This is a genomic window from Methylophaga sp. UBA3613, assembly GCF_002375415.1.
In the GTDB taxonomy this organism is placed as follows: domain Bacteria; phylum Pseudomonadota; class Gammaproteobacteria; order Nitrosococcales; family Methylophagaceae; genus Methylophaga.
In genome coordinates this window covers 108,789-132,683 of sequence record NZ_DFLS01000007.1, presented here as the reverse complement: position 1 = coordinate 132,683, position 23,895 = coordinate 108,789, and the positions used below count along the sequence as shown (strand labels likewise).

Sequence of the window (23,895 nt, the reverse complement as noted above, 5' to 3'; positions counted from 1 at the left end):
AGGAAACAGTTTGCATAGATTTTCTGCTTCGCAACTGTCTCTGGCATGTCAGCTGGCTCTGCAACGTATTCCGGGTGTTGGGCCAGCCACTTTTAACAAACTGCTACAGCAAGTTCATCAACCAGCTGATATTTTTCAAGCGCCAAGCTTATTAAAAGGTTTTGATCCAAAAATTGTCTCGGCGCTACAAACGCCAGATTGGGAGCAGGTTGAGCGAGATTTGGAATGGCTATCAGCTGATAATCGCCATGTCATCGATCAACAACATCATCTTTATCCAGAGTTGCTTCAACAAATACCTGATCCTCCGGCTTTATTGTATGTTCAGGGGGATATCAATCTGCTTAACAACTGGCAGTTGGCGATTGTGGGTAGTCGTAACCCGACCGCTTCAGGCAGCGACACAGCATTTGAATTCGCGCGATACCTGGCTCAGGGCGATATTGTCATTACCAGTGGTTTGGCCACGGGTATTGATGCTGCCGCTCATAAAGGCGCTCTGGCAGCATCTGGCAAAACAATCGCGGTGATTGGTACCGGTTTGGATCGAGTGTATCCAGCATCACACAGAAATCTGGCACATCACATTGCCGAAGGGGGGGCGATTGTTTCTGAATTTCCATTAGGCACTTCACCCAAAGCGGAAAACTTTCCTCGCCGTAACCGTATTATAAGTGGTTTGAGCCTTGGCACTTTGGTTGTGGAGGCGGCAGTGAAAAGTGGCTCATTGATTACGGCCAGAATGGCTATGGAACAGAGTCGTGAAGTGTTTGCTATTCCTGGATCAATTCATAATCCATTATCCCGGGGCTGTCATCAGTTGATACGTGAGGGAGCAAAGCTGGTGGAAACGGCAAATGACATTATTGAAGAACTGGGGGCCATTGCCGGGGTTGTTCCGCAAGCTTTGGAGAAACCGACCTCATTAGAGCAAGCATCGGTGCAAGCAGAATTGGATAATGATTACCAGTTATTGTTTGAGTTTTTGGGTTATGACCCGATCCATATCGATATACTTATTGACAAAAGCGGATTGACGGCTGATGCCGTTTCATCCATGCTGTTATTACTGGAGCTGCAAGGTCAGGTTGCTTCACTGCCTGGAGGACGTTACGTTCGAAACGGAACCTGATCACGCCCACAACAGAGAAGCCGATGAAAGAAAATGTAATTGATGTGTTGCTCTATCTGTTCGAAAACTATATCGATACAGAAAATAGCAGTCAGCCTGATAAAGATGTCCTGGAGCTTGAATTAGAACAGGTCGGCTTTCAGGAAATGGAAATACACAAAGCACTTGATTGGCTAGACAATATGACGGTAGTGGCTCCGCAGACAGACAATCCCAATACACATATTCGTGTTTTCAGTGAGAGTGAAATAGAGCGTCTCGATATTCATTGTCGAGGCTATTTACTGTTTTTGGAACAGGTCGGTGTTTTGGATGTCGAAACTCGCGAAGTAGTTATTGAACGTGTATTGGCATTAGACAGCGAAGAAATTGATTTGGAACAGCTCAAGTGGGTCGTACTCATGGTGCTGTTTTATCAACCGGGCCGAGAAGTTGCTTATGCCTGGATGGAAGATCTGGTGTTTGAAGATTTGGAGGCGGTTATTCACTAAATCTGACCGCTCTTATTCTCCTTAATACTGCCCGTTTTACACGGGCAGTGTTATTTAGAGCGTCTATTTTTGGTACAGGATTATATGGGAAAAAAACTCGTTATTGTTGAGTCTCCGGCCAAGGCCAAGACCATCAAAAAGTATCTGGGCAAAGATGTAGAAGTCTTGGCATCTTATGGTCATGTGAGAGATTTACAGCCCAAAGAAGGAGCCGTCGATCCGTCAAATGATTTTGCGATGAAATATCAAGTGATTGATCGCAACAGCAAACATGTCGAGGCGATTGCCAAGGCCATGAAAAAAGCTGACACGCTCTATCTGGCAACGGATCCGGATCGTGAAGGAGAAGCAATCTCCTGGCATCTGTATGAGTTATTGAAAAAGAAGGGTGTGTTAAAAGATAAAGAAACCTTCCGTGTTGTTTTCCATGAGATCACCAAACAGGCCGTTAATGATGCGGTAGCCAATCCACGCGAATTGTCGATGGATCTGGTTAACGCTCAGCAGGCACGCCGTGCGCTAGACTATCTGGTCGGCTTCACCCTTTCCCCGTTATTATGGAAGAAAGTACGTCGCGGCTTATCTGCTGGCCGGGTACAAAGTCCTGCGTTACGGATGATTGTCGAGCGTGAGCTGGAAATTGAAGCTTTCAAAGCTCAGGAATACTGGACCATTGAAGCAGATGCCACCGCTGAGAAAACCCCGTTTCAGGCGAAGTTAACCCACTATAAAAATGAGAAGCTGAGCCAGTTCAGCATCGGTCATACCGAGCAAGCTGAGGATGTCGTTTCGACATTAACAAAAGCGGCTGAAGGTAAACTGCTAGTTACCCACGTTGAGAAAAAACAACGCAAGCGTAATCCTGCAGCACCATTTACTACCTCTACCTTGCAACAGGAAGCCTCCCGTAAGCTGGGGTTTGGCGCTCAGCGCACGATGAGTGTGGCACAGCAATTATACGAGGGTGTTGATACCGGTGAGGGTGCAGAAGGTTTAATCACCTACATGCGTACTGACTCTGTGTCGCTGGCGGCAGAAGCGATTGAAGAAATTCGCATGTTTATCGGTCAGCGCTATGGGGCGAAATCGGTACCAGGCAAACCGCAGGAATACAAAACCAAATCCAAAAATGCCCAGGAAGCGCATGAGGCAATAAGACCAACCTCAGTTTTACGCACGCCGGATGAAATGAAAGCATATTTATCCGTCGATCAACACAAACTTTATAACCTGATATGGCAGCGTACATTAGCCAGTCAGATGATCCACGCGACTTTGAATACCGTTGCCGTGGATCTGGGCTGTGGTAAGGGCAATACCTTCCGCGCCAATGGTTCTACCGTGGTAAACCCGGGTTTCATGAGTGTTTATCTGGAAGGGAAGGATGATACCAAGGGTGACAAAGATGAAAATATCCTGCCGCCGATGGAAGTCGGAGAGGTTGTAGATCTAGTCGCCATTCGCCCTGAACAGCACTTTACCGAGCCACCACCAAGATACAGTGAGGCCAGTCTGGTCAGAAGTCTGGAAGAACATGATATTGGTCGTCCTTCGACCTATGCCAGCATCATCTCTACATTATTGCAGCGTGAATATGTTGAGTTGATTAACAAACGTTTTCACCCCACCGATGTGGGACGTGTTGTCGGCAAGTTTCTGGTTCAGCATTTTACCCGTTATGTGGACTATGACTTTACTGCCAAATTGGAAGATGATCTGGATGCGGTGTCGCGGGGTGAAGCCGAGTGGATTCCTTTATTACGCAATTTCTGGGGACCATTTAAAGAGCAGGTTGAAACCAAGGATAAAGAAGTCCAGCGTAGCGATGTCACTCAGGAACTGCTGGATGAAGATTGTCCTAAATGTGGTAAAAAACTATCCAGCAGGTTAGGCCGCAGTGGCCGGTTTATCGGCTGTACCGGTTATCCGGAATGCGATTACACCCGCAATATTGATGGTGAAGAAACCACCGCGAGTGAGCCGGAAGTGGTTGAAGGGCGTAAATGCCCGAAATGTGAATCGGATTTGTGGGTACGTACAGGTAAATACGGTAAATTTATCGGCTGTAGCAGTTACCCGAAATGCAAACACATTGAATCACTGGAGCAGCCTGAAAATACTGGCGTTGAATGCCCCAAATGTAATAAGGGCGAAATCCTGACGCGCAAGTCACGCCGAGGCAAAGTGTTTTATTCTTGCTCGGAATATCCGACCTGCGACTATGCATTATGGAACGAACCGATCAAAGAAGCCTGTCCAAATTGTCAGTGGCCGATATTGACCATTAAGACAACCAAGAGCAAAGGCACCGAAAAAGTCTGTCCGCAGAAGGATTGTGGCTTTAGTGAGAAAGTGGAAAGCGCTTAACAATAAAAAGGGACGCGAAAACGTCCCTTTTTTAATTCACCAAAGTGGCATTTTAGTTTTTCCGATCCGAATGACCTAAATCCTGCTCAGGGGCAATTATGTCGCGGACCCGCTGCTTTAACTCCGTAATTTCCGGGAAACGGCCTTCTTGTTTTCTAGACCAGGCCAACTGATTGTCTGCTGTAACCTCAAAAGTACCGCCGGTACTCGGTTTAAGTGTTAATTCTGCAATCTCTCCATCAAAGGTGCTGAGCAACTCCTGCGCCATCCAGGCCGCACGGAGCATCCATCGACATTGGGTACAGTAAACAATGGTAACGCTATGCATTAATCTGCCTTGATGTCGTCAAACACCATATTGGCGGATTGCATTGCCAATTCAGGAGTGTCCGCCAGAACATTAAAGTGGCCCATCTTGCGTCCAGCACGGGCTTCTCTCTTGCCATACAAATGCAGTTTAATATCTGGTTTATTGAGTAGCTTATCCCAGCCAGGTTGACTGTTTCCCCATACATCACCCAGTAGATTAATCATCACCACAGGGGATATTAATTTGGAGCTTCCAGCGGGTAAACCGCATAACATGCGTACCTGTTGTTCAAATTGTGAGGTTCTGCAGGCATCCAGTGTGTAATGACCCGAATTATGCGGACGAGGGGCAATTTCATTGGCAATTATTTCGCCTTGCTTGGAAACGAAAAACTCAACTGCCATAGTGCCAACGTAATCAAGTCCATCAGCAATTTTACTGGCCATTTCAATAGCAGCATGTTGCTGTGTTTCAGCGGCAGCACTAGGCACAGTGGTTGAATGTAAAATTCCGTTGATGTGGACATTTTCTGCGACCGGGAAAGCGGTGATCTGACCATCTTCACCACGCGCCAGAACAACCGAAATCTCACGCTCCAAATCGATTCGCTGTTCCAGCACACATTCTTTTTGGCCTAAAGCCTCAAAAGCTTCATAAGCAGCCTGTAAATCCTCACAAACAATCTGACCTTTTCCGTCATAGCCAAAGGTTGCGACTTTAAGAATGGCCGGGAATTTAATCTGAGTGCTGATATCAGCAAAATCATCCCGATGGGTTATGCGGACAAACGGCACGGTGGCAATGCCTTGCGCACGAATAAAGTTTTTCTCTGTATTGCGGTTTTGCGTGCTGGCCAGAGCAGATGAGGAGGGGTGCACAACAGTACGTTTTTCGAGAAAGGCCAGGGTGCTGGCCGGAATATTCTCAAACTCGGTAGTGATTGCTGCACAATGCTGAGCCAGCTCGGTCAAGGCGGCTTCATCAGTGTAAGCGGAACAGATATGCTGATCAGCGATAATTCCGGCAGGACTGTTTTTGTCTGGATCCAGCACAATAACTTTGTAGCCCATCGTCTGGGCCGCGGTGGTAAACATGCGGCCCAACTGACCGCCGCCAAGCATTCCTAATGTGGCACCTGGTAAAATCATCTACATCCTCAGTTCTATGCTAATGGGGGAAGTGTCATATCCAGCACGGCCTGATGCTGGTTTTTGCGGAACTGTTCCAGTTTTGCTGCCAGTTTTGTGTCATGAATTGCCAGCTGGGCAATAGCAAACAAAGCAGCATTTGCAGCGCCAGCTTCACCAATGGCAAAGGTAGCAACCGGAATACCTTTAGGCATTTGTACAATGGATAAAAGAGAGTCCTGGCCTTTGAGGTAACGCGAAGGAACCGGAACACCGAGTACCGGGACTAATGTGTTCGCCGCGAGCATACCTGGCAAATGGGCGGCTCCACCAGCTCCCGCGATGATGCAGCTTAACCCTTTACTTTTAGCCGTTTTGGCATATTCGGTCAGCAGATCGGGGGTTCGGTGAGCAGATACAACCTGAGTTTCGTAGGCAACGCCAAAAGCTTCAAGTTGTTCAACGGCTTTTTGCATGACTGGCCAGTCACTATTACTGCCCATCACTACGCCTACCAGTGGTTTGTCCATTGTTAGTCCGATTGTTTGTCAGAAAAGCAGTGCATTTTAGCTATTTTATTGAAAATAGGAAAATTTACTGCTGTTGGTTGTTGTCAAAAAAATGCAGCTAGAATTGAATGGTACCGGATCAATCGTTATACTAGGTGATCCTTTCTGCCGTGTTTTTGTGCGACGCTCCTCAGTTTAGACATAGCTGTGCCGGTTTAACTACCGGAGTGGAGCTGCGACGGCGCTAACAAACGATGAAGGTATGTGACGTGAGTCAGCCAACAGAACTAACACAAGGTCTTTACAGACCTGAATTTGAGCGCGATAACTGCGGATTCGGACTTATTGCTCAGATGGATGGTAAACCCAGTCACTGGCTTGTTAAGACAGCCATTGAAGCACTGGGTAACCTGACCCATCGTGGTGCAATCGGTGCGGATGGCAAAACCGGCGACGGTTGTGGTTTATTGCTAAAAAAACCTGACAGCTTTTTTAAAGCTATTGCCGAAGAGCTTGGCTTTTCGCTGGCAAAGCGCTATGCAGTGGGTATGGTATTTCTGTCACAGGACGACACTAAAGCACAGTTAGCGCAGGACGCAGTTACCGCAAAACTCATCGAACAAGGCCTGCAAATCGCTGGCTGGCGTGAAGTGCCCGTTGAACCTGAAGCAGCATGTGGTCAGGAAGCCCTGCGGCTGCTACCGAAGATGCGCCATGTATTTGTTAATGCTGGCGAGTCTATGGATGATGCGGCATTTGAACGCAATCTATATATCGCGCGCCGTAAAGCTGAAAAAGCCATTACAGACGATAAAGATTTCTACATTCCAAGCCTGTCATCACAAGTGGTGTCTTATAAAGGCCTGGTAATGCCTTCATATTTGCCAGTGTTTTATAAAGATCTCAGTGATGAACGCATGGAAACTGCGATTTGTGTGTTCCATCAGCGTTTCTCTACCAATACCTGGCCGCAATGGCGTCTGGCTCAGCCATTCCGTTATCTCGCACACAATGGCGAAATCAATACTGTTCAAGGCAACCGGAACTGGGCCTTGGCGCGTGGTGCAAAATTTGCCACCTCGTTAATCGAGAATATGGAAGATATCCGCCCATTAGTTGGCACCAGCGGTTCTGACTCATCCAGTATGGATAATATGCTGGAAGCCTTGTTAGCTGGTGGCGTAAGCATGTTCCGTGCAATGCGTTTACTGATCCCACCTGCTTGGCAGAATGATCCCACTATGGATGCTGACCTCAAGGCATTCTATGATTTTAATTCCATGCATATGGAACCATGGGATGGTCCAGCGGGTGTAGTTATCACTGATGGTCGTTATGCAGCATGTACCTTGGACCGTAATGGTTTGCGTCCAGCCCGTTATGTAATTACCAAAGACCGTCATATTACGTTGGCTTCTGAAGTAGGCGTGTACAACTATCAGCCGGAAGATGTGGTTGAAAAGGGACGACTGAAACCTGGTCAGATGCTGGCGGTAGATACCCAGACCGGTGAATTGTTGATGCCTGAAGATATCAACAATATGCTCAAAAAAGCACAGCCATACCGCGAGTGGCTGGATAATAATCTGCAGCGTCTTCACGACACAGAGAAAGATGACGAGCATACATTGCCTGCAATTCAGGGCGATGAGCTGGATATCTATGAAAAAATGTTCGGCGTCAGTTTTGAAGAACGTGATCAGGTCATTCGTGTATTAGGTGAGCTTGGTCAGGAAGCAACCGGATCAATGGGTGATGATAGCCCGTTTGCGGTGATGTCTGAGAAAGTCCGTTCACTGTATGACTATTTCCGTCAACAGTTTGCCCAGGTCACCAATCCACCTATCGATCCATTACGTGAAAACATCGTCATGTCTCTGGAGACGTGTATTGGTGAAGAGCGTAACCTGTTTGAAGAAGGTGAAGACCATGCCCAGCGTGTGGTACTTGATTCGCCTGTATTAACCGAAAAACTGTTTAATCAGATCCTCAAGCTCGGCGATAACGATCCTGAATACAAATCTTACCGTATCTCTCTGAATTATCAGCCTGAAATAGGTTTGGAAAAAGCGATTGATAACATTTGTGCTGATGCAGAAAATGCCGTGCGTGATGGCAATGTCGTATTAGTACTAAGTGACCGTGATATTTCCAAAGACACATTGCCGGTGCATGCTTTACTGGCAACCGGTGCGGTGCATCAGCATCTGATTAAAGCTGGTTTACGCTGTGATGCAAATATCATCGTTGAAACCGCGACAGCTCGTGATCCACATCACTTCGGTGTATTGCTGGGCTATGGTGCGACGGCAATTTATCCTTATCTTGCCTATGCCTGCCTGCAGGATCTGCGTGCCACCAATGAAATCAGAGATGTCGAACATGCCGAGTTATGTCGTCATTATCGTAAGGGCATAAATAAAGGTTTATTCAAAATCACCTCGAAAATGGGCATCTCGACAATTGCCAGCTATCGTGGGGCACAATTGTTTGAAATCGTTGGCCTGAATGATGCTGTTGTCGACAAGTGTTTTACTGCGACAACCAGTCGCGTGAATGGTGCTGATTTTGATGCGTTACATAACGATCAGTTACAGCTGAATAAACTGGCTTGGAATCAACGTAAAAAACGCGATCAAGGTGGTTTGCTGAAATTCATCCATGGCGGTGAGTACCATGCTTATAACCCGGATGTAATTGGCACCTTACAGAAAGCGGTTCAAGGCGGTAGTTATGATGACTATAAGGCCTATGCCGCTTTGGTGAACGAGCGTCCTGCAATGGTGTTGCGTGACTTGCTGGATGTCAAACTGGCCGAAACGCCGTTGGATATCGAAGAAGTAGAAGACACTGGCGCTATTCTGCAACGCTTTGACAGCGCAGGTATGTCCTTAGGAGCGTTATCGCCCGAAGCGCATGAAGCGCTGGCAATTGCGATGAACCGCTTAGGTGGTCGTTCAAACTCGGGTGAAGGTGGTGAAGATCCGGATCGTTTTGGTAACGAGCGTGTCTCCAAAATCAAACAGATTGCCTCAGGTCGTTTTGGTGTAACTCCACACTACCTGGTCAATGCTGAAGTTTTGCAGATTAAAATTGCCCAAGGTGCGAAACCGGGTGAAGGTGGTCAGTTACCTGGCGGTAAAGTTAATCAGATGATTGCGACTCTGCGTCACTCTGTGCCAGGTGTAACATTGATTTCACCGCCACCACATCATGATATCTATTCTATTGAAGATTTGGCACAGCTGATATTTGATCTTAAACAGGTTAACCCTGATGCATTGGTATCGGTAAAACTGGTCTCACAAGCAGGCGTCGGAACCGTTGCCGCAGGTGTTGCAAAAGCCTATGCCGATTTGATAACCATTTCCGGTTATGACGGTGGCACAGGTGCAAGCCCACTGACTTCGGTCAAATATGCCGGTGGACCATGGGAGCTTGGTTTAAGTGAAGCGCATCAGACGCTGCGTGCCAATGACTTGCGTGACAAAGTGCGCCTGCAGACTGACGGTGGTTTGAAAACCGGACTTGATGTTATCAAGGCCGCTATTCTGGGTGCAGAAAGCTTTGGTTTTGGTACCGGTCCGATGGTTGCATTGGGTTGTAAATATCTGCGAATTTGTCATTTGAATAACTGTGCGACTGGTGTTGCAACTCAGAATGAAAAACTGCGGACGCAGCACTTTATTGGCTTGCCACAGATGGTAATGAACTACTTCCAGTTTGTTGCACGTGAAACGCGTGAGTGGTTGGCAAAACTGGGTGTGCGTAGTTTGCAGGATTTGATCGGTCGTACTGATTTGCTTGAAATCCTTCCTGGGACGACCGATAAACAGCGCGGGCTGAATCTGCAACCATTGTTGTCGAATGCCGGTGTTCCTGCCGACAAACCACAGTTCTGTCTTGAGCCGAAAAATGAACCCTATGACAAGGGTGAGTTGGCTGAGCAAATGGTGATGGATATTAAAGAAACCATCGTCAATAAAACCGGCGGTGAATTCAGTTATGAAATTCGCAACATCAACCGGTCAATCGGTGCCCGTTTGTCTGGTGAGATCGCCAAGGTTCATGGCAATTACGGCATGATTGATAAGCCTATTCGTCTGAACCTCAAAGGTTCTGGCGGACAAAGTTTTGGTGTATTCAATGCGGGTGGTCTGGAGATGCGTCTTGAAGGCGATGCCAATGACTATGTTGGTAAAGGCATGGCAGCAGGTAAGCTGACTATCTACCCATCACCGGAAAGTGATTTTGAAACCCAAAATGCCAGCATTATCGGTAACACCTGTTTATATGGTGCTACTGGTGGTGAACTGTATGCTGCAGGTAAAGCGGGTGAACGCTTTGCTGTTCGTAATTCCGGCGCTGTTGCGGTTGTTGAAGGCGTTGGTGATCACGGTTGTGAGTATATGACCGGCGGTGTAGTTACTGTGCTGGGCGAAACCGGACTCAATTTCGGTGCCGGTATGACCGGCGGTCTGGCTTATGTGCTGGATTTGGATAACACCTTTGCAGAGCGTTATAACGAAGAGCTGGTTGAATTGGTGCGGATCGACAGCGACGAAATGTCCGAAGCTGCTCTGCATCTAAAAGGCCTTATTGAAGACCATGTGCGTGAAACCGGTAGTGTCTGGGCGCACCAGATTCTGGATCGCTTCGAACATGCGATTAAAGAATTCTGGCTGGTCAAACCCAAAGCAGCGTCATTGGATGGTTTATTAAAAATCGCCACCAAAGCGGCCTGATACAACTGGTAAAACTAATAACGATGAAAAAAAATACGTTTCAATTTTTAGATGTAGGTCGTGTCGACCCAAAAAAGCTGGATGCAAACGTTCGTAAACAGCAATTTGGTGAAATCTATGGGGAATTTGATGCATCTCAGGCTGCTGAGCAGTCTGACCGCTGCTTGGAATGTGGTAACCCCTATTGTGAGTGGAAGTGTCCAGTACATAACTATATTCCGAATTGGCTGAAACTGATTAGTGAAGGCAATCTGGAACAGGCTGCTGAACTGGCACATCAAACCAATACTTTGCCTGAAATCTGTGGGCGGGTATGTCCTCAGGATCGTTTATGTGAGGGTGCCTGTACCTTAAATGATGGTTTTGGTGCAGTAACCATTGGTTCAGTGGAAAAATATATTACTGATACAGCGTTGACTCAGGGCTGGCGTCCAGATTTATCCAATGTTGTCGATACAGGTAAACGGGTTGCTGTAATTGGTGCTGGTCCTGCAGGCTTAGGTGCTGCTGACGTATTGGTACGCAATGGTGTTAAGCCTGTTGTGTTTGACCGCTATCCGGAAATCGGTGGGTTGCTGACATTTGGTATTCCAGAATTCAAACTGGAAAAAGAAGTTGTTAAGCGCCGTCGTGAAGTCATGGAAGGCATGGGAATTGAATTCCGTTTAAATACTGAAGTGGGTAAAGACGTTGAATTTGATGCTTTGCTTGAAGAGTACGATGCTGTTTTCCTGGGTATGGGTACATACACATATATGAAAGGCGGCTTCCCGGGTGAAGAATTGCCTGGCGTATATGAAGCATTGCCTTATCTGGTGGCCAACAACAAAAAACTACTGGATCTGCCCTCAGAAAATTATGTTTCACTGGAAGGTAAGCGTGTAGTCGTTCTAGGTGGTGGTGATACTGCTATGGACTGCAATCGTACTGCTATCCGTCAAGGTGCGAAAAACGTTATCTGTGCCTATCGCCGTGATGAAGAAAATATGCCTGGCTCACGTCGTGAAGTGAATAATGCGCGTGAAGAAGGCGTTGAATTTATGTGGAATCGTCAGCCGATTGAAATCGTTGGCGATGGCAATAAAGTCACTGGTGTCAAAGTGGTGACCACTGCAATGGGCGAACCCGATGAGCGTGGACGTCGTCGTCCCGAGCCAGTCGCTGGCAGTGAAGAAATCATTTCAGCAGATGCGGTTGTTATTGCATTTGGTTTCCGTCCAAGTCCGGCTCCATGGTTTGAAAAGTTCAATGTCAGCATTGATGATGGTGGCCGGGTGGTTGCCCCGGCTGAAGGTAATTGTGCCTATCAAACCACTAATCCGAAAATCTTTGCCGGCGGTGATATGGTTCGCGGTTCTGATTTGGTTGTTACCGCGGTTTGGGAAGGTCGTCAGGCAGCTGAAGGCATTCTAGATTATCTGGAAGTTTAAACTTCAGTACATATCTGAAAAAATAGTGGCAATTTTATCGCACTGGGTTGGTCCTACGCGCTTGAGTAGACCTCTCAGTGCGATTTTGTTTCTGAGCTAGGAAATTTTGCCATCAACAATAAAAAGGTGCTCCGGTGTCCGAATTAAAAAATGATCGTTATCTGCGTGCTTTATTAAAACAGCCTGTCGACAAAACTCCCATATGGATTATGCGTCAGGCAGGACGTTATTTACCAGAGTATCGTCAGGTGCGCGAAAAAGCCGGTAATTTTATGACGTTGTGCACCACACCGGAGCTGGCCTGTGAAGTCACTCTGCAGCCTCTTCGACGTTATGATCTGGATGCTTCTATTATTTTTTCCGATATTTTGACGATTCCTGATGCAATGGGACTTGGTTTACATTTTGTTAGCGGAGAAGGACCAAAATTTCACAAAACAGTCCGTAGTGTAGCCGATGTAGCCAATCTCAGTGTACCGGATATGGAAGATAGTCTGGGCTATGTGATGGATGCTATCCGCCTGACTCGCAGAGAAATTGATGGCAAAGTTCCATTAATCGGCTTTAGTGGTAGTCCCTGGACATTGGCGTGCTATATGGTTGAAGGCAGCTCCAGCAAGGATTTCGCCAAAATCAAAGCAATGATGTTTGATACGCCTGCTGTTATGCATGATTTGTTATCAGTGCTTGCCAAGTCAGTCACTGCTTACCTGAATGCACAAATTGCTGCTGGTGCTCAGGCCTTAATGTTATTTGATACCTGGGGCGGAGCATTAAGCGGACCCAACTATAAAGAATTTTCATTAGCTTACATGCAGCAAATTATCAGCGGTTTAACCAAAGAAAATGATGGCAGACGCGTGCCGGTAACGATGTTTACCAAAGGCGGGGGGCAGTGGTTAAGTCATATGGCTGAAGTCGGAGCCGATGCGTTAGGACTGGACTGGACCACCGATCTGTCACTGGCGCGTTATCAGGTGGGTGATAAAGTGGCCTTACAAGGCAATATGGATCCTTGTGTCTTGTATGCTCAGCCCGAGCGAATAAAAACAGAAGTAAAAGAAATCCTCAAAGCCTATGGTCACGGTAGTGGACATGTGTTTAATCTGGGGCATGGCATCCATCCGACTATCAACCCTGAACATGTCGCAGCACTGGTTGATGCTGTGCATGCTGAGAGTGTTCAGTATCATCAATAAAACGTTGTAAATTTCAGGCATAAAAAAGGGCAGGTTTTACCTGCCCTTTCTGTTTCAGTTAAAGAAAAACTTAGTTAGAGTTAGTGAACTCTGGGTATGCTTCCATACCACATTCCACCAAATCCACACCTTCGTATTCTTCTTCTTCGGTCACACGCAGACCCATAATCATTTTCAGTACTGCCCAGACAATGAAGCTGGAAACAAATACCCAAACGAAGATAGTAGCTGCACCGATGATTTGTGCTGAGAAGCTGGCATCTGGGTTTGTCAAAGGCACTGCAAGCAGACCCCAAAGACCAACCACACCATGCACAGAGATAGCACCGACAGGATCATCAATTTTCACTTTGTCCATAAAGACGATTGAGAACACAACAATCACACCACCGACAGCACCGATAATGGTTGCCATTAGTGGAGTCGGTGTGTCTGGACCAGCAGTAATCGCTACCAGACCAGCCAAAGCGCCGTTCAGAATCATGGTTAAATCAGCTTTACCAAATAGTAATTTGGCGACAACCAAAGCAGCGATAACACCACCTGCAGCCGCTCCATTTGTGTTCAGGAACACCATAGCAACAGCGTTAGCGCTAGCCATATCGCCTAATTTCAATACTGAACCGCCGTTAAAGCCGAACCAACCCATCCACAGGATGAAGGTACCTAAAGTCGCTAATGGCAGATTTGCACCCGGAATCGGACGAACTTCACCGTTAGGACCATATTTGCCTTTACGAGCACCCAGTAAGATAACACCGGCTAATGCAGCAGCAGCACCGGCCATGTGAACGATACCGGAACCAGCAAAGTCAAGGAAGCCAAGGTCACCCAGGTTGTACATGCCAAATACATCAGCACCACCCCAAGTCCAGGAACCTTCTAAAGGATAGATAAATGCAGTCATCACAACAGCAAATGCAGCGAATGCCCATAATTTCATACGTTCAGCAACAGCACCTGAAACGATAGACATTGCCGTGGCAACAAACACTACCTGGAAGAAGAAGTCAGATGCAGCAGAATAAACTGCACCACCTTCAAAGCCCTCTTCAGCAGATGATGCCAATGCATCAGCAACCAATGTTTCACCGCCGTCAATTCCAGCAAGGAATAAACCGCCGCCGTACATGATGTCATAACCCACTACCAGATAAGAGGTACAGGCAATAGCAAACAACATTACGTTTTTGGTCAGAATTTCAGTAGTATTTTTAGCACGAACCAGACCTGCTTCAAGCATCGAGAAGCCAGCCGCCATCCACATAACCAGAGCACCACATACTAAAAAGTAAAAGGTGTCCATGGCGTACTGGAGTTGGAAGATTTGATTTCCTAATTCCATGTTAATGTCTCCTCAAGCTTACAGAGCATCAGGGCCGGTTTCGCCAGTGCGAATCCGAACCACTTGCTCAAGTGGGTAAACGAAGATTTTGCCATCACCGATTTTTCCGGTGTTAGCACCCTTGATGATAGCTTCGATAACTTGTTCTACAATGCCGTCATCAATTGCGATTTCCAGTTTCAGTTTAGGCAGGAAATCCACAACGTACTCCGCCCCACGGTATAACTCCGTGTGACCCTTTTGACGTCCAAAACCCTTTACTTCAGAAACCGTTAAACCTTGTACGCCGATTTCAGAGAGTGATTCGCGGACATCATCAAGCTTGAAGGGCTTGATAATAGCTACAACTTGTTTCATAAGCTTATTCCTTCTTTAGAAAAGATGGCCCCGATTATCAGGGCCATCTGCTTGAGCTGTTTAGAATGATGAGCTAACACTGATTAAAAAACGGTCATCTGCATTATCTTCAGTTACAGCAAAGTCTTCACCATCGCTGTCTGTTCCATAATAGCCAACTGACCAATCGAGACCAGCAAAGCCTTTCGTTAAACCAATGCCGTAATCACTATAACTATCACTTAAGTCAGTACCATCATTACGATCGGAATCAGTGTATCCATAATGCGCTGATAAGGCTAAACCGTACGGAAGGTCATAATCAAAGCCAAGCTTGTAATAAAGTTCATCTTCCCCAGTGTTGCCCCAGTCATTTGTATAGAAAACTGTCGCACTAAAATAGCTGTAAGAAAGGCCGCCATAGTATTCGTTGTAATCCAGCTCTTCATCATTTTCAGTACCTGGATAAATATAACGAACTGCACCAACATCATAGCCGATACCGCTTTCACCAAACTCATTGGCAAAGCCGGCATAGATATCGATTTCAATATTAGTTTCATCGTCGATAGAAAGGTTTGATGCCCATGTGCCGGCGTACAGGCCAGATGAGTGTGCGTAGTCAAACCCCCCTTGGATGGCAGGTTTATCATCGGTAAAAGAAATACCACGGAATAGGTAGTCGCTGAACAGACCGACGTTTGCACTGGTTGAATGTGCACCATCTTCGCTTTCCCATGCCATTGCTGATGAAGCAGCGAAAACTGATGTAGCAGCAAGACACATTGCTGAGAGCGTTTTGAATTTCATTTATATCTCCTCGTTTAAATTATTTTAGTCTTGGTGAATCCGGTGCGTTGATTTTTTACAACACCGTGTATTCAGACTGCCACAACTAACGCAGATTACATGCCACATTTGAAAATCTGTTTTATAACAGTATGTTATGATAATTTGAGCTTATTTTTTTGCGAATAAAAGGTTTAATTTGGTGCGTCTTAGAAATTGTCGCGCCCAAAAATGGTGCAAAAAACTGTTAATGAAGATTAATGGATGACTTGCTATGATGCCTGCACCAATAAAGATGAGAACCAAACATGAATTATCCACAGATTGATCCAGTTGCCCTTGAGCTTGGCCCTTTAGCCATTCATTGGTATGGATTAATGTATCTGTTCGGTTTTGTGGCCGCCTGGATGCTGGCAAGATGGAGAGCGAATGAGCACGGTTGGGAAAAATCTCAGGTAGAAGATCTGCTTTTCTATGGTGCGATTGGTGTGATCATCGGTGGCAGAATTGGTTATGCACTTTTTTATGATTTGCCAAATGTGATAAACAACCCATTGAACCTGTTTAAGGTCTGGCAGGGAGGCATGTCATTCCATGGCGGTTTGCTTGGTGTGTTGCTGGCAATCTGGTTATTTGGTCGCAAGACAAACCGCTCCTTTTTTGAAATCAGTGACTTCGTTGCTCCCCTAGTACCTTTAGGTTTATTTTTTGGACGAATTGGCAATTTTATCAATGGCGAGTTATGGGGAAGAGTTTCTGATGTGCCTTGGGCTATGGTGTTTCCAACAGGTGGTCCGTTAGCGCGTCATCCATCCCAGCTTTACCAGGCAATGATGGAAGGCTTGTTACTATTTATTATTCTCTGGTGGTTCTCGGCAAAAACCCGCCCACGGGCAGCAGTTTCAGGACTGTTTTTACTGGGCTATGGGTGTTTCCGCTTTATCGCCGAATTTTTCAGGGTTCCTGATCCGCAATATGGTTATCTGGCATTCAATTGGTTCACTATGGGGCAGTTGTTATGTGTTCCGATGATCATTGCAGGTTTGATTATCATAATTTGGGCTTATCAAAGAAAAACTTAATCCAGCAAAATCATCAGCCAGGTTGCTGCACTGAGCAGTAAGGTCATTAATACCGCCAGAGAGCCGTAATCTTTGGCTCGGCCAGAGAGCTTATGTACATCAGTGCTGACGCGATCCACCACACACTCGATGGCCGAGTTAAGCGCTTCAACAATTAAAACAGCGACTAGAGAGGCGATCATCAAAAGCCTTTCGGCTGGAGTGACATCCAGAAAAAAGCTTACAAATCCCAGTAATAACAACAAGATAAACTCCTGCCGAAAAGCAGATTCATAACGGATTCCAGCATACAGGCCTTGTAACGAATAAACTAAAGCAAACAGCAATCGCTTAATACCAGTATTTTTCTCAATCATGTCACTCCGTCCAATTGTTGTATTGAGGTTTATTTACATATCATCAGCTCTATTTGTCCAAACTGATTATAAATGATTGAAATATTAGGCAAAGATTGTGACTGGCATGTTAAAATTCGCAATCTTTTACAAGTTTTTATCGCGGGTGAGTTATGCAGTTTCAAGATCAATATGACGTGATTGTCGTTGGCGGCGGCCATGCCGGCACCGAAGCCGCGTTAGCGGCTGCTCGCCAGGGCGTAAAAACACTGTTGCTTACACAGAATATTGAAACGTTAGGTCAGATGAGCTGTAACCCGGCCATTGGTGGTATCGGTAAAGGCCATCTGGTTAAGGAAATTGATGCGCTGGGTGGCATCATGGCAAAAGCTGCTGACCGTGCAGGTATTCAGTTCAGAATCCTTAATGCCAGCAAAGGACCCGCGGTCAGGGCAACCCGTGCCCAGGCTGATCGGATTCGTTATAAAGCGGCTATTCGTGAAGTACTTGAATCCCAGCCCAATCTGTATTTATTTCAGCAAGCCGTTGATGATCTGATTGTCGAAAATGATCGTGTTGCCGGTGTAGTCACCCAGTCAGGTTTACGCTTTGGTGCTAAAACCGTGGTGCTCACAGTGGGCACTTTCCTTGGTGGTGTCATCCATATCGGTTTGCAACGTCATCAAGGTGGTCGGGCAGGAGACCCTGCCTCTGTGGCGCTAGCAGAACGTTTACGTGCTTTACCGTTCCGGGTTGATCGATTAAAAACCGGCACACCACCGCGTATCGCGACCAGCAGTATTGATTTTTCCCAGTTAGCCGAACAACCGGGTGACAACCCAACACCGGTCTTTTCTTTTCTCGGCAAGCGGGAACATCATCCAACCCAGATATCCTGTTATATCACGCATACCAACGACAAAACTCATCAGGTAATACGTAACAATCTTGATCGATCTCCGATGTACAGTGGTGAAATTGAAGGCATTGGCCCACGTTACTGTCCTTCAATTGAAGATAAAGTCGTGCGTTTTGCTGATCGGAATTCACATCAGATATTCCTTGAACCGGAAGGTCTGAACTGCAACGAAGTCTATCCCAATGGTATTTCCACCAGCCTGCCGTTTGATGTGCAATATGAGATTGTGCGTTCAATGAAAGGTCTTGAAAATGCTCATATCACGAGGCCTGGCTATGCCATTGAATATGACTTTTTTGATCCGCGGGATTTAACGCCGTGGCTGGAAACCAAACATATGCCGGGTCTGTTCTTTGCCGGACAGATCAATGGTACAACGGGGTATGAAGAAGCCGCCGCACAGGGGTTAATCGCTGGCCTTAATGCCGGCTTGCAGTCTCGAGAGCTAGAGCCATGGTACCCACGTCGTGATGAAGCCTATATTGGTGTATTAATTGATGACTTGATCACCTCCGGCACCAAAGAGCCTTATCGCATGTTCACCAGTCGTGCGGAATATCGTTTGATGTTACGCGAAGATAATGCTGATTCTCGACTGACACCCATTGGCCGTCAGTTAGGCATTGTCGATGATGAGCGCTGGAGCGTATTCAGTGAAAAACTGGAAGCCATTGATAAAGAAAACACCCGCTTGAATACCATGCGCGTTTCACCGGAAAAAATAGATCAACAACGTGCGACGTCTGTGCTGGGTGAGCCTCTGGCCAAAAGCAGTACGGCAATCGAGTTATTACGTCGTCCAAGTGTGGATTATCAAGGCTTAATGACATTACTGGACGAAGAGCAAATCGTTGCTGATGATGTGGCTGAGCAGGTAATGATTCAGGTGAAATACGCTGGCTATATCAATCGCCAGCAAAATGAAGTCAACCGTTTACAGCGCAATGAAAATACATCTCTGCCGGATGATTTGGATTATAAAAATGTGCGTGGCTTATCTAATGAAGTACGTGAAAAATTACAAAATGCCAAACCACAGAGTTTAGGGCAGGCTGCGCGGATTTCCGGCGTGACACCGGCTGCTGTTTCATTATTGCTGGTTCATTTGAAACGTTCAGGCTGGAGCGAAGCCAGCTGATGGCGGTTGATTTAAAGGCACAGCTCGAAAAGGGCTGTGCTGAACTGCAATTACAACTTTCCGACCAGCAAAAAAACCAACTACTGGATTATCTTGCGCTACTGCAAAAATGGAATAAGGTTTATAACCTGACCTCAGTGCGTGATCCACAAGGCATGTTGACGCGACATATCCTTGATAGTCTGTCGCTTATTCCTTATTTACAGTGCAACAGTTTGCTGGACGTTGGAAGTGGGGCTGGCCTTCCAGGTATTCCTGTGGCGATCTGTTTTCCGCAAATGGCGGTGACTCTGCTTGATAGCAATATCAAAAAAACACGTTTTTTACAGCAAGTGAAGGCCGAGCTTAAATTGAATAATGTCACGGTAATACATGGCCGAGTTGAGCAACTTACCCTGCCAAAATTTGAGGTAATAACCGCCCGCGCTTTCGCTACAATTGCTGAGATTATTGATTTAGCCGCGAGACACTGCGATGATGCGGGCAGCCTGGTTTTAATGAAAGGCGTATACCCGGAACAGGAACTGGCTAGTGTTGGCGGCGGTTTTACATTGAAAGATGTGATTGCTCTGAATGTCCCGGGAGATCAGGCTGAAAGGCATCTGGTAAGACTGATTAAGGATTAATGTCAGTGGGAAATATATTTGCGGTTACTAACCAGAAAGGCGGTGTCGGTAAAACGACTACCACGGTAAATCTGGCAGCGTCACTTGCCGATTCAGGCAAGAAAGTGTTGATGATTGATTTGGATCCGCAGGGTAATGCTACCACCGGGTGCGGTATTGATAAAGACGCCATCGAAACCAGCAGTTATGACGTCATTATGGCGGAAGCCAAAGCCAGTGATGCCATCATTCGTCCGGAAGGCTTGGGCTTTGATGTAATGCCAACCAATACCGATCTGACTGCCGCCGAAGTCCAGCTGTTGGAAATCAAATTACGTGAACATCGCCTGCGACTGGCGTTGGAATCCAGCAAGGAAAAATACGACTTTATCCTGATCGACTGTCCTCCCTCCCTGAGCATGCTTACGGTAAATGCTCTGGTGGCTTCCAAAGGTGTATTGATCCCGATTCAGTGTGAATATTATGCCCTTGAAGGACTGACTTCTCTGCTGCGTACCATTGAACGGGTTAAACAGCGAGCCAATCCCGCTTTAGAAGTGACTGGCATGGTACGTACCATGTTTGATGCACGTAATAATCTTGCCAATCAGGTATCACGCCAGTTGATAAGTCATTTTCAGGGCAAAGTCTTTCATTCAATCATCCCGCGGAATGTTCGTTTGGCTGAAGCACCCAGTCATGGTCTGCCTGTGTTAAATTATGACCGGGCTTCGCGTGGATCAATTGCCTATATGGCGCTGGCAAGTGAATTGATGCGACGTGATAAAAAAGCAACAGCGGCAAGCTAACACACAGGTATTCCCAGCATGGTAAGTAAAAAAAGAGGATTAGGCAGAGGACTTGATGCACTGCTAGGTGACGTCAGTCAGGATGAAAATAACCTGAACGACAGCTTGCAACATTTTCCGCTGGACATGATTCAACCTGGTAAATACCAGCCGCGCATGGATATGTCTCAGGAATCCCTTGAAGAACTTGCCGATTCCATTCGCTCTCAAGGTCTGGTTCAGCCAATTGTGGTCAGACCGATTGACGGTGGGCATTACGAAATCATTGCCGGTGAGCGCCGCTGGAGGGCTTCCAAGCTGGCTGGGCTGGAAAGTGTTCCGGTATTAATCAAGGATGTTTCGGATCGCAATGCGATTGCGATGGCCTTGATTGAAAATATCCAACGCGAAAATCTGAACCCGATGGAAGAGGCCAATGCTTTGCATCGGCTACGAGAAGAATTTGAATTAACTCACCAGCAAACCGCTGAGGCGGTGGGTAAGTCACGCGCGACCATCAGTAACTTACTGCGTCTGCGAAATCTTAATGATGACGTGAAGAAATTACTGGAAAACTGTGATCTGGAAATGGGTCATGCACGAACCCTGTTGGCTTTAGAGGGCGAAAGCCAGTCCGAGGCAGCTTTACAAATTGTTGAAAAAGGCTTGTCGGTTCGTGAAACAGAGCAGCTTATTCGTCGATTATTAAAGCCATCCACGGCTGATAAACAGGAAGTCCCACAACCTTCGCTGGAAGAAATCGAGCGAATCGAACAGCGTATCGCCGACAAGTTAGGTAAAGGTTTCAGTATCAAACACCGTCCTAATGGAAAGGGTAAGCTGGTTTTTGATTATTCCAATGTGGATGAGCTAAAACGCCTTATCAAACAAATAGGCGTATAAAGCCAGCGTCATTTCAAGTCCGACTATGTAATGTGCACATAATGAGTGAAAAGTCTGTTTCACTGTGGTGCAACTTTATTTCATTACCGATAATTCCAAACGCTTTAGCAGCATAAACTTAAACTCAGCTGCAACATAAGCTCAGGGTTTTAAAGCATTTCAATCTATTCAATATTGTAAATCCATCCGCTGGACTGACAATTGCATATTCCTGCTGACTCTAAACTAGGGAATCCGCAGTGAAATTGTTGAGCAGACTATTTAATTCATCTGAATTCATTGAAACTCAAATTGCAAGTACCACGGTGCAGGAAGATGTGGCATCAACTCCGCATTTTACCGAAGCAGAAAAACGCTTTTACCGTTCCCTGCAATTGGTGAGCAGCCAAACCGCCCAGCTTTCACGACAGATTTTCCGTGCGCTTGAGGTTCAGGAAAACTTTTTAACAGAAATCGGCCAGCGTACTGACAAGCTGGATAATGAACTGCAGCGGGCCAGTGATTATCTGAATAGCTCAAATTCAACGGTCGGGGCTTTACAGGCCCAGATAGATGTTGAAGCGAACGAGGTAAACGCCGCCGTCGGCGAAGCGATGCAGCATATATCCCTTACCCTTGACGAAAAATCCCATAGTGTCACCGATGTGCTGGACGGTATTCTGGAAATTGGTAAAGGGGTAAATATGTTGGCACTTAATGCTGCTATTGAAGCTGCACGTGCCGGAGAACATGGGCGAGGATTCGCCGTGGTGGCTGATGAGGTCAGACGTCTTGCTGCGGTTACCATGGAACAGGCACAGCAGGCAGCCAGGCAACTGGACTTCACTCAGGTTAATGCCGAGCTGAATCAGATCCGTCAGACCAATTCTGAAAGACTGAACAGTTTTGTAGAGGTTATCCAATCGGCTACAGCACAGCTCACCGAATTATTTCAATCGATTAGTGAACAGTTGAACGCGGTGATGGAAAACACCGGAGTGATTTTTGAAACGCTGGATCTCAGTAATGGTGTTATGCAGCGTATACAAAGCAAGAATAAAATCATCAATGATGTGGTTGAAGATATGTCCACGGGCCTGGAGCAAATTGATATACAAACAGCGGAGATCGATTCGGCAGTCAGGTCAATGGACAACACTCTGAAAAAACTCTATCTGGTACCCGATGCATCACATGATCAACTTGACGATATTCTACAACGTGGAAAACTGAGGGTAGCGATAGAACCCAATTTTGTCGGTTTGTCGTTTCGTGAAAAACTCGGTGAGCCGCTGAAAGGACTCGATGTGGATTACGCCAGAGCTTTTGCACGTTACCTGGGTGTCGAATGTGAATTTATCGAAGCGCCTTGGGATATGTGCACGGAATTGCTCACGGTGGGTAAAAAATATGGCGAACCGCCGGCGGATATTGTTATCAGTGCACTTCCTCCGTCGGCAGAATACGATAACGTGGCGTATTCCGAAGCCTACACATATCTGCATTGGGTATTGGCTCGCAGGAAAGGTGATAATCATATTAATCGGCTTGACGATCTAAATGGCAAAGTCGTTGGAATTATCAATGATCCGGCAGCGTTCCAAGTGCTTGAAGATTGTGGTATTCGCTGGAGCAGTAATGAAAGCAAACCCGGTGAAAGGGTCAGACTGGATAATCTGATTGCTTATTCCGATCAAACGCGCATCCATAACTGTCTGGCGGATGGAGTAGTAGATGCTTTTGGGGTCGATTTGCCAATTTATTACTGGGCCTGTGAAAACCCTGCCAGTCCGTGGTTCGGCAAGATTGAAATTCTGCCAGGAAATATTGCGCCCCAACCGTATTATTACACCATGGCAGTTAATGCCTGGGCATCAAGTTACCGTCTGCTGGCCAAAGCCAATGCGTTTATTCATTGGTTTAAACAACAGGATGAACGCCAGCAGATAGAACGTAAATGGCAGGGAGCCGCAGTAAATGGCGATATCAGTTACCGCGATGAGCGGGGGGATCTGATGGGGGAGGCCGAATTAAAAAATTTATACGAAGCACATTGCAGCAAATTTAAGCTGGCGCCCAAAAGTCTGTAATCGAAGGCAATGCAGTCTGAGGGGAAAAGAAAATAGTCGTTTTCTACAAAGTTAAATGTCTCGTTATTTAACCTTTTACGGGAAAATATCCCAGTTGTAATCTCCAAAAATCAGATGCCTTAGTGGAATCTTTCATAATGGTGAAGACTCTTCAAACAAAACACTAAATCAGTGTGACATCCTCAATCAAAAATAAATTAAGCGATATAGTCGTTGACCGTGCAAAGGGTAGGTCTATATAATTCCCTGATTTGCTTAAGGCAAAACTAAAAGATC

Annotated in this window: 19 protein-coding genes; 12 read left to right on the top strand and 7 right to left on the bottom strand. The window is 46.3% G+C overall.

Features of this window, described 5'->3' with window-relative positions:
- Positions 1-10 precede the first annotated feature (10 nt).
- The 3 genes from dprA to topA all read left to right on the top strand — a co-directional run bounded on the left by dprA (position 11) and on the right by topA (position 3,990).
- Positions 11-1,132: a DNA-processing protein DprA gene (gene dprA / locus B3S93_RS09250; RefSeq protein ID WP_292402571.1), complete on the top strand. Its 1,122-nt coding sequence runs from the start codon at positions 11-13 to the stop codon at positions 1,130-1,132.
- A 23-nt stretch (positions 1,133-1,155) separates the two neighbouring features.
- Complete coding sequence (locus tag B3S93_RS09245) at positions 1,156-1,623, top strand: DUF494 family protein (protein WP_292358527.1); 468 nt, start codon at positions 1,156-1,158, stop codon at positions 1,621-1,623.
- 84 nt (positions 1,624-1,707) lie between these two features.
- Positions 1,708-3,990 (top strand): type I DNA topoisomerase, encoded by a 2,283-nt coding sequence (topA, locus tag B3S93_RS09240; protein ID WP_292358525.1) that lies wholly within the window; start codon positions 1,708-1,710, stop codon positions 3,988-3,990.
- Between the two features lie 52 nt (positions 3,991-4,042).
- Here topA and B3S93_RS09235 read toward each other — a convergent pair whose 3' ends face one another.
- Genes B3S93_RS09235 through purE form a run of 3 tightly spaced genes read right to left on the bottom strand, consistent with a single transcriptional unit; the run spans position 4,043 to position 5,957 of the window.
- Complete coding sequence (locus B3S93_RS09235; protein WP_292402574.1) at positions 4,043-4,318, bottom strand: SelT/SelW/SelH family protein; 276 nt, start codon at positions 4,316-4,318, stop codon at positions 4,043-4,045.
- A complete protein-coding gene (locus tag B3S93_RS09230; protein WP_292402577.1) occupies positions 4,318-5,448 on the bottom strand; it encodes a 5-(carboxyamino)imidazole ribonucleotide synthase in 1,131 nt (376 codons plus the stop codon). The genes B3S93_RS09235 and B3S93_RS09230 overlap by 1 nt, the downstream gene beginning before the upstream one ends.
- 14 nt (positions 5,449-5,462) lie before the next feature.
- Positions 5,463-5,957, bottom strand: a complete 495-nt coding sequence (purE, locus tag B3S93_RS09225) for a 5-(carboxyamino)imidazole ribonucleotide mutase (RefSeq protein WP_292358520.1) — start codon at positions 5,955-5,957, stop codon at positions 5,463-5,465.
- Between the two features lie 233 nt (positions 5,958-6,190).
- Here purE and gltB point away from each other — a divergent pair, with 233 nt between their 5' ends.
- The 3 genes from gltB to hemE all read left to right on the top strand — a co-directional run bounded on the left by gltB (position 6,191) and on the right by hemE (position 13,310).
- Positions 6,191-10,681, top strand: coding sequence for a glutamate synthase large subunit (gene gltB / locus B3S93_RS09220; RefSeq protein ID WP_292748688.1), 4,491 nt, complete (start codon positions 6,191-6,193; stop codon positions 10,679-10,681).
- Between the two features lie 23 nt (positions 10,682-10,704).
- On the top strand, positions 10,705-12,111 hold the full coding sequence (locus tag B3S93_RS09215; protein WP_292402586.1) for an FAD-dependent oxidoreductase: 1,407 nt from the start codon (positions 10,705-10,707) through the stop codon (positions 12,109-12,111).
- Positions 12,112-12,245: 134 nt separating this feature from the next.
- Complete coding sequence (gene hemE / locus B3S93_RS09210; protein ID WP_292402589.1) at positions 12,246-13,310, top strand: uroporphyrinogen decarboxylase; 1,065 nt, start codon at positions 12,246-12,248, stop codon at positions 13,308-13,310.
- A gap of 70 nt (positions 13,311-13,380) precedes the next feature.
- Here the strand turns inward: hemE and B3S93_RS09205 are convergent, their stop codons facing one another.
- Genes B3S93_RS09205 through B3S93_RS09195 form a run of 3 tightly spaced genes read right to left on the bottom strand, consistent with a single transcriptional unit; the run spans position 13,381 to position 15,801 of the window.
- Complete coding sequence (locus tag B3S93_RS09205; RefSeq protein WP_292402593.1) at positions 13,381-14,655, bottom strand: ammonium transporter; 1,275 nt, start codon at positions 14,653-14,655, stop codon at positions 13,381-13,383.
- Positions 14,656-14,673: 18 nt separating this feature from the next.
- A complete protein-coding gene (locus tag B3S93_RS09200; protein WP_226075668.1) occupies positions 14,674-15,012 on the bottom strand; it encodes a P-II family nitrogen regulator in 339 nt (112 codons plus the stop codon).
- Positions 15,013-15,072: 60 nt separating this feature from the next.
- Positions 15,073-15,801 (bottom strand): TorF family putative porin, encoded by a 729-nt coding sequence (locus tag B3S93_RS09195; RefSeq protein WP_292402596.1) that lies wholly within the window; start codon positions 15,799-15,801, stop codon positions 15,073-15,075.
- 287 nt (positions 15,802-16,088) lie between these two features.
- Here B3S93_RS09195 and lgt point away from each other — a divergent pair, with 287 nt between their 5' ends.
- Entirely contained in the window at positions 16,089-16,862 is a 774-nt protein-coding gene (gene lgt, locus B3S93_RS09190; RefSeq protein WP_292402599.1) for a prolipoprotein diacylglyceryl transferase, read from the top strand.
- Here lgt and B3S93_RS09185 read toward each other — a convergent pair.
- Complete coding sequence (locus B3S93_RS09185) at positions 16,859-17,218, bottom strand: diacylglycerol kinase (RefSeq protein WP_292358505.1); 360 nt, start codon at positions 17,216-17,218, stop codon at positions 16,859-16,861. The genes lgt and B3S93_RS09185 overlap by 4 nt on opposite strands.
- Before the next feature lie 152 nt (positions 17,219-17,370).
- Here B3S93_RS09185 and mnmG point away from each other — a divergent pair, with 152 nt between their 5' ends.
- From mnmG to B3S93_RS09160, 5 genes are all read left to right on the top strand, one after another.
- Entirely contained in the window at positions 17,371-19,254 is a 1,884-nt protein-coding gene (gene mnmG / locus B3S93_RS09180) for a tRNA uridine-5-carboxymethylaminomethyl(34) synthesis enzyme MnmG (RefSeq protein WP_292402602.1), read from the top strand.
- On the top strand, positions 19,254-19,880 hold the full coding sequence (rsmG, locus tag B3S93_RS09175; RefSeq protein WP_292402605.1) for a 16S rRNA (guanine(527)-N(7))-methyltransferase RsmG: 627 nt from the start codon (positions 19,254-19,256) through the stop codon (positions 19,878-19,880). Before mnmG ends, rsmG begins: the two co-directional genes overlap by 1 nt.
- Positions 19,881-19,885: 5 nt before the next feature.
- A complete protein-coding gene (locus tag B3S93_RS09170; protein WP_014705464.1) occupies positions 19,886-20,668 on the top strand; it encodes a ParA family protein in 783 nt (260 codons plus the stop codon).
- Positions 20,669-20,686: 18 nt separating this feature from the next.
- Positions 20,687-21,550: a ParB/RepB/Spo0J family partition protein gene (locus tag B3S93_RS09165; RefSeq protein WP_292402608.1), complete on the top strand. Its 864-nt coding sequence runs from the start codon at positions 20,687-20,689 to the stop codon at positions 21,548-21,550.
- Between the two features lie 239 nt (positions 21,551-21,789).
- Positions 21,790-23,619, top strand: coding sequence for a methyl-accepting chemotaxis protein (locus tag B3S93_RS09160; RefSeq protein ID WP_292402611.1), 1,830 nt, complete (start codon positions 21,790-21,792; stop codon positions 23,617-23,619).
- Positions 23,620-23,895: the final 276 nt, after the last annotated feature.

Bases quoted from the DNA above. Each gene is read 5' to 3' on its own strand.
- B3S93_RS09245 (WP_292358527.1), top strand. From the start codon at position 1,156: ATGAAAGAAAATGTAATTGATGTGTTGCTCTATCTGTTCGAAAACTAT.
- topA (WP_292358525.1), top strand. From the start codon at position 1,708: ATGGGAAAAAAACTCGTTATTGTTGAGTCTCCGGCCAAGGCCAAGACC.
- B3S93_RS09235 (WP_292402574.1), bottom strand. From the start codon at position 4,318: ATGCATAGCGTTACCATTGTTTACTGTACCCAATGTCGATGGATGCTC.
- B3S93_RS09230 (WP_292402577.1), bottom strand. From the start codon at position 5,448: ATGATTTTACCAGGTGCCACATTAGGAATGCTTGGCGGCGGTCAGTTG.
- purE (WP_292358520.1), bottom strand. From the start codon at position 5,957: ATGGACAAACCACTGGTAGGCGTAGTGATGGGCAGTAATAGTGACTGG.
- gltB (WP_292748688.1), top strand. From the start codon at position 6,191: ATGAAGGTATGTGACGTGAGTCAGCCAACAGAACTAACACAAGGTCTT.
- B3S93_RS09215 (WP_292402586.1), top strand. From the start codon at position 10,705: ATGAAAAAAAATACGTTTCAATTTTTAGATGTAGGTCGTGTCGACCCA.
- B3S93_RS09205 (WP_292402593.1), bottom strand. From the start codon at position 14,655: ATGGAATTAGGAAATCAAATCTTCCAACTCCAGTACGCCATGGACACC.
- B3S93_RS09200 (WP_226075668.1), bottom strand. From the start codon at position 15,012: ATGAAACAAGTTGTAGCTATTATCAAGCCCTTCAAGCTTGATGATGTC.
- B3S93_RS09195 (WP_292402596.1), bottom strand. From the start codon at position 15,801: ATGAAATTCAAAACGCTCTCAGCAATGTGTCTTGCTGCTACATCAGTT.
- lgt (WP_292402599.1), top strand. From the start codon at position 16,089: ATGAATTATCCACAGATTGATCCAGTTGCCCTTGAGCTTGGCCCTTTA.
- B3S93_RS09185 (WP_292358505.1), bottom strand. From the start codon at position 17,218: ATGATTGAGAAAAATACTGGTATTAAGCGATTGCTGTTTGCTTTAGTT.
- mnmG (WP_292402602.1), top strand. From the start codon at position 17,371: ATGCAGTTTCAAGATCAATATGACGTGATTGTCGTTGGCGGCGGCCAT.
- rsmG (WP_292402605.1), top strand. From the start codon at position 19,254: ATGGCGGTTGATTTAAAGGCACAGCTCGAAAAGGGCTGTGCTGAACTG.
- B3S93_RS09165 (WP_292402608.1), top strand. From the start codon at position 20,687: ATGGTAAGTAAAAAAAGAGGATTAGGCAGAGGACTTGATGCACTGCTA.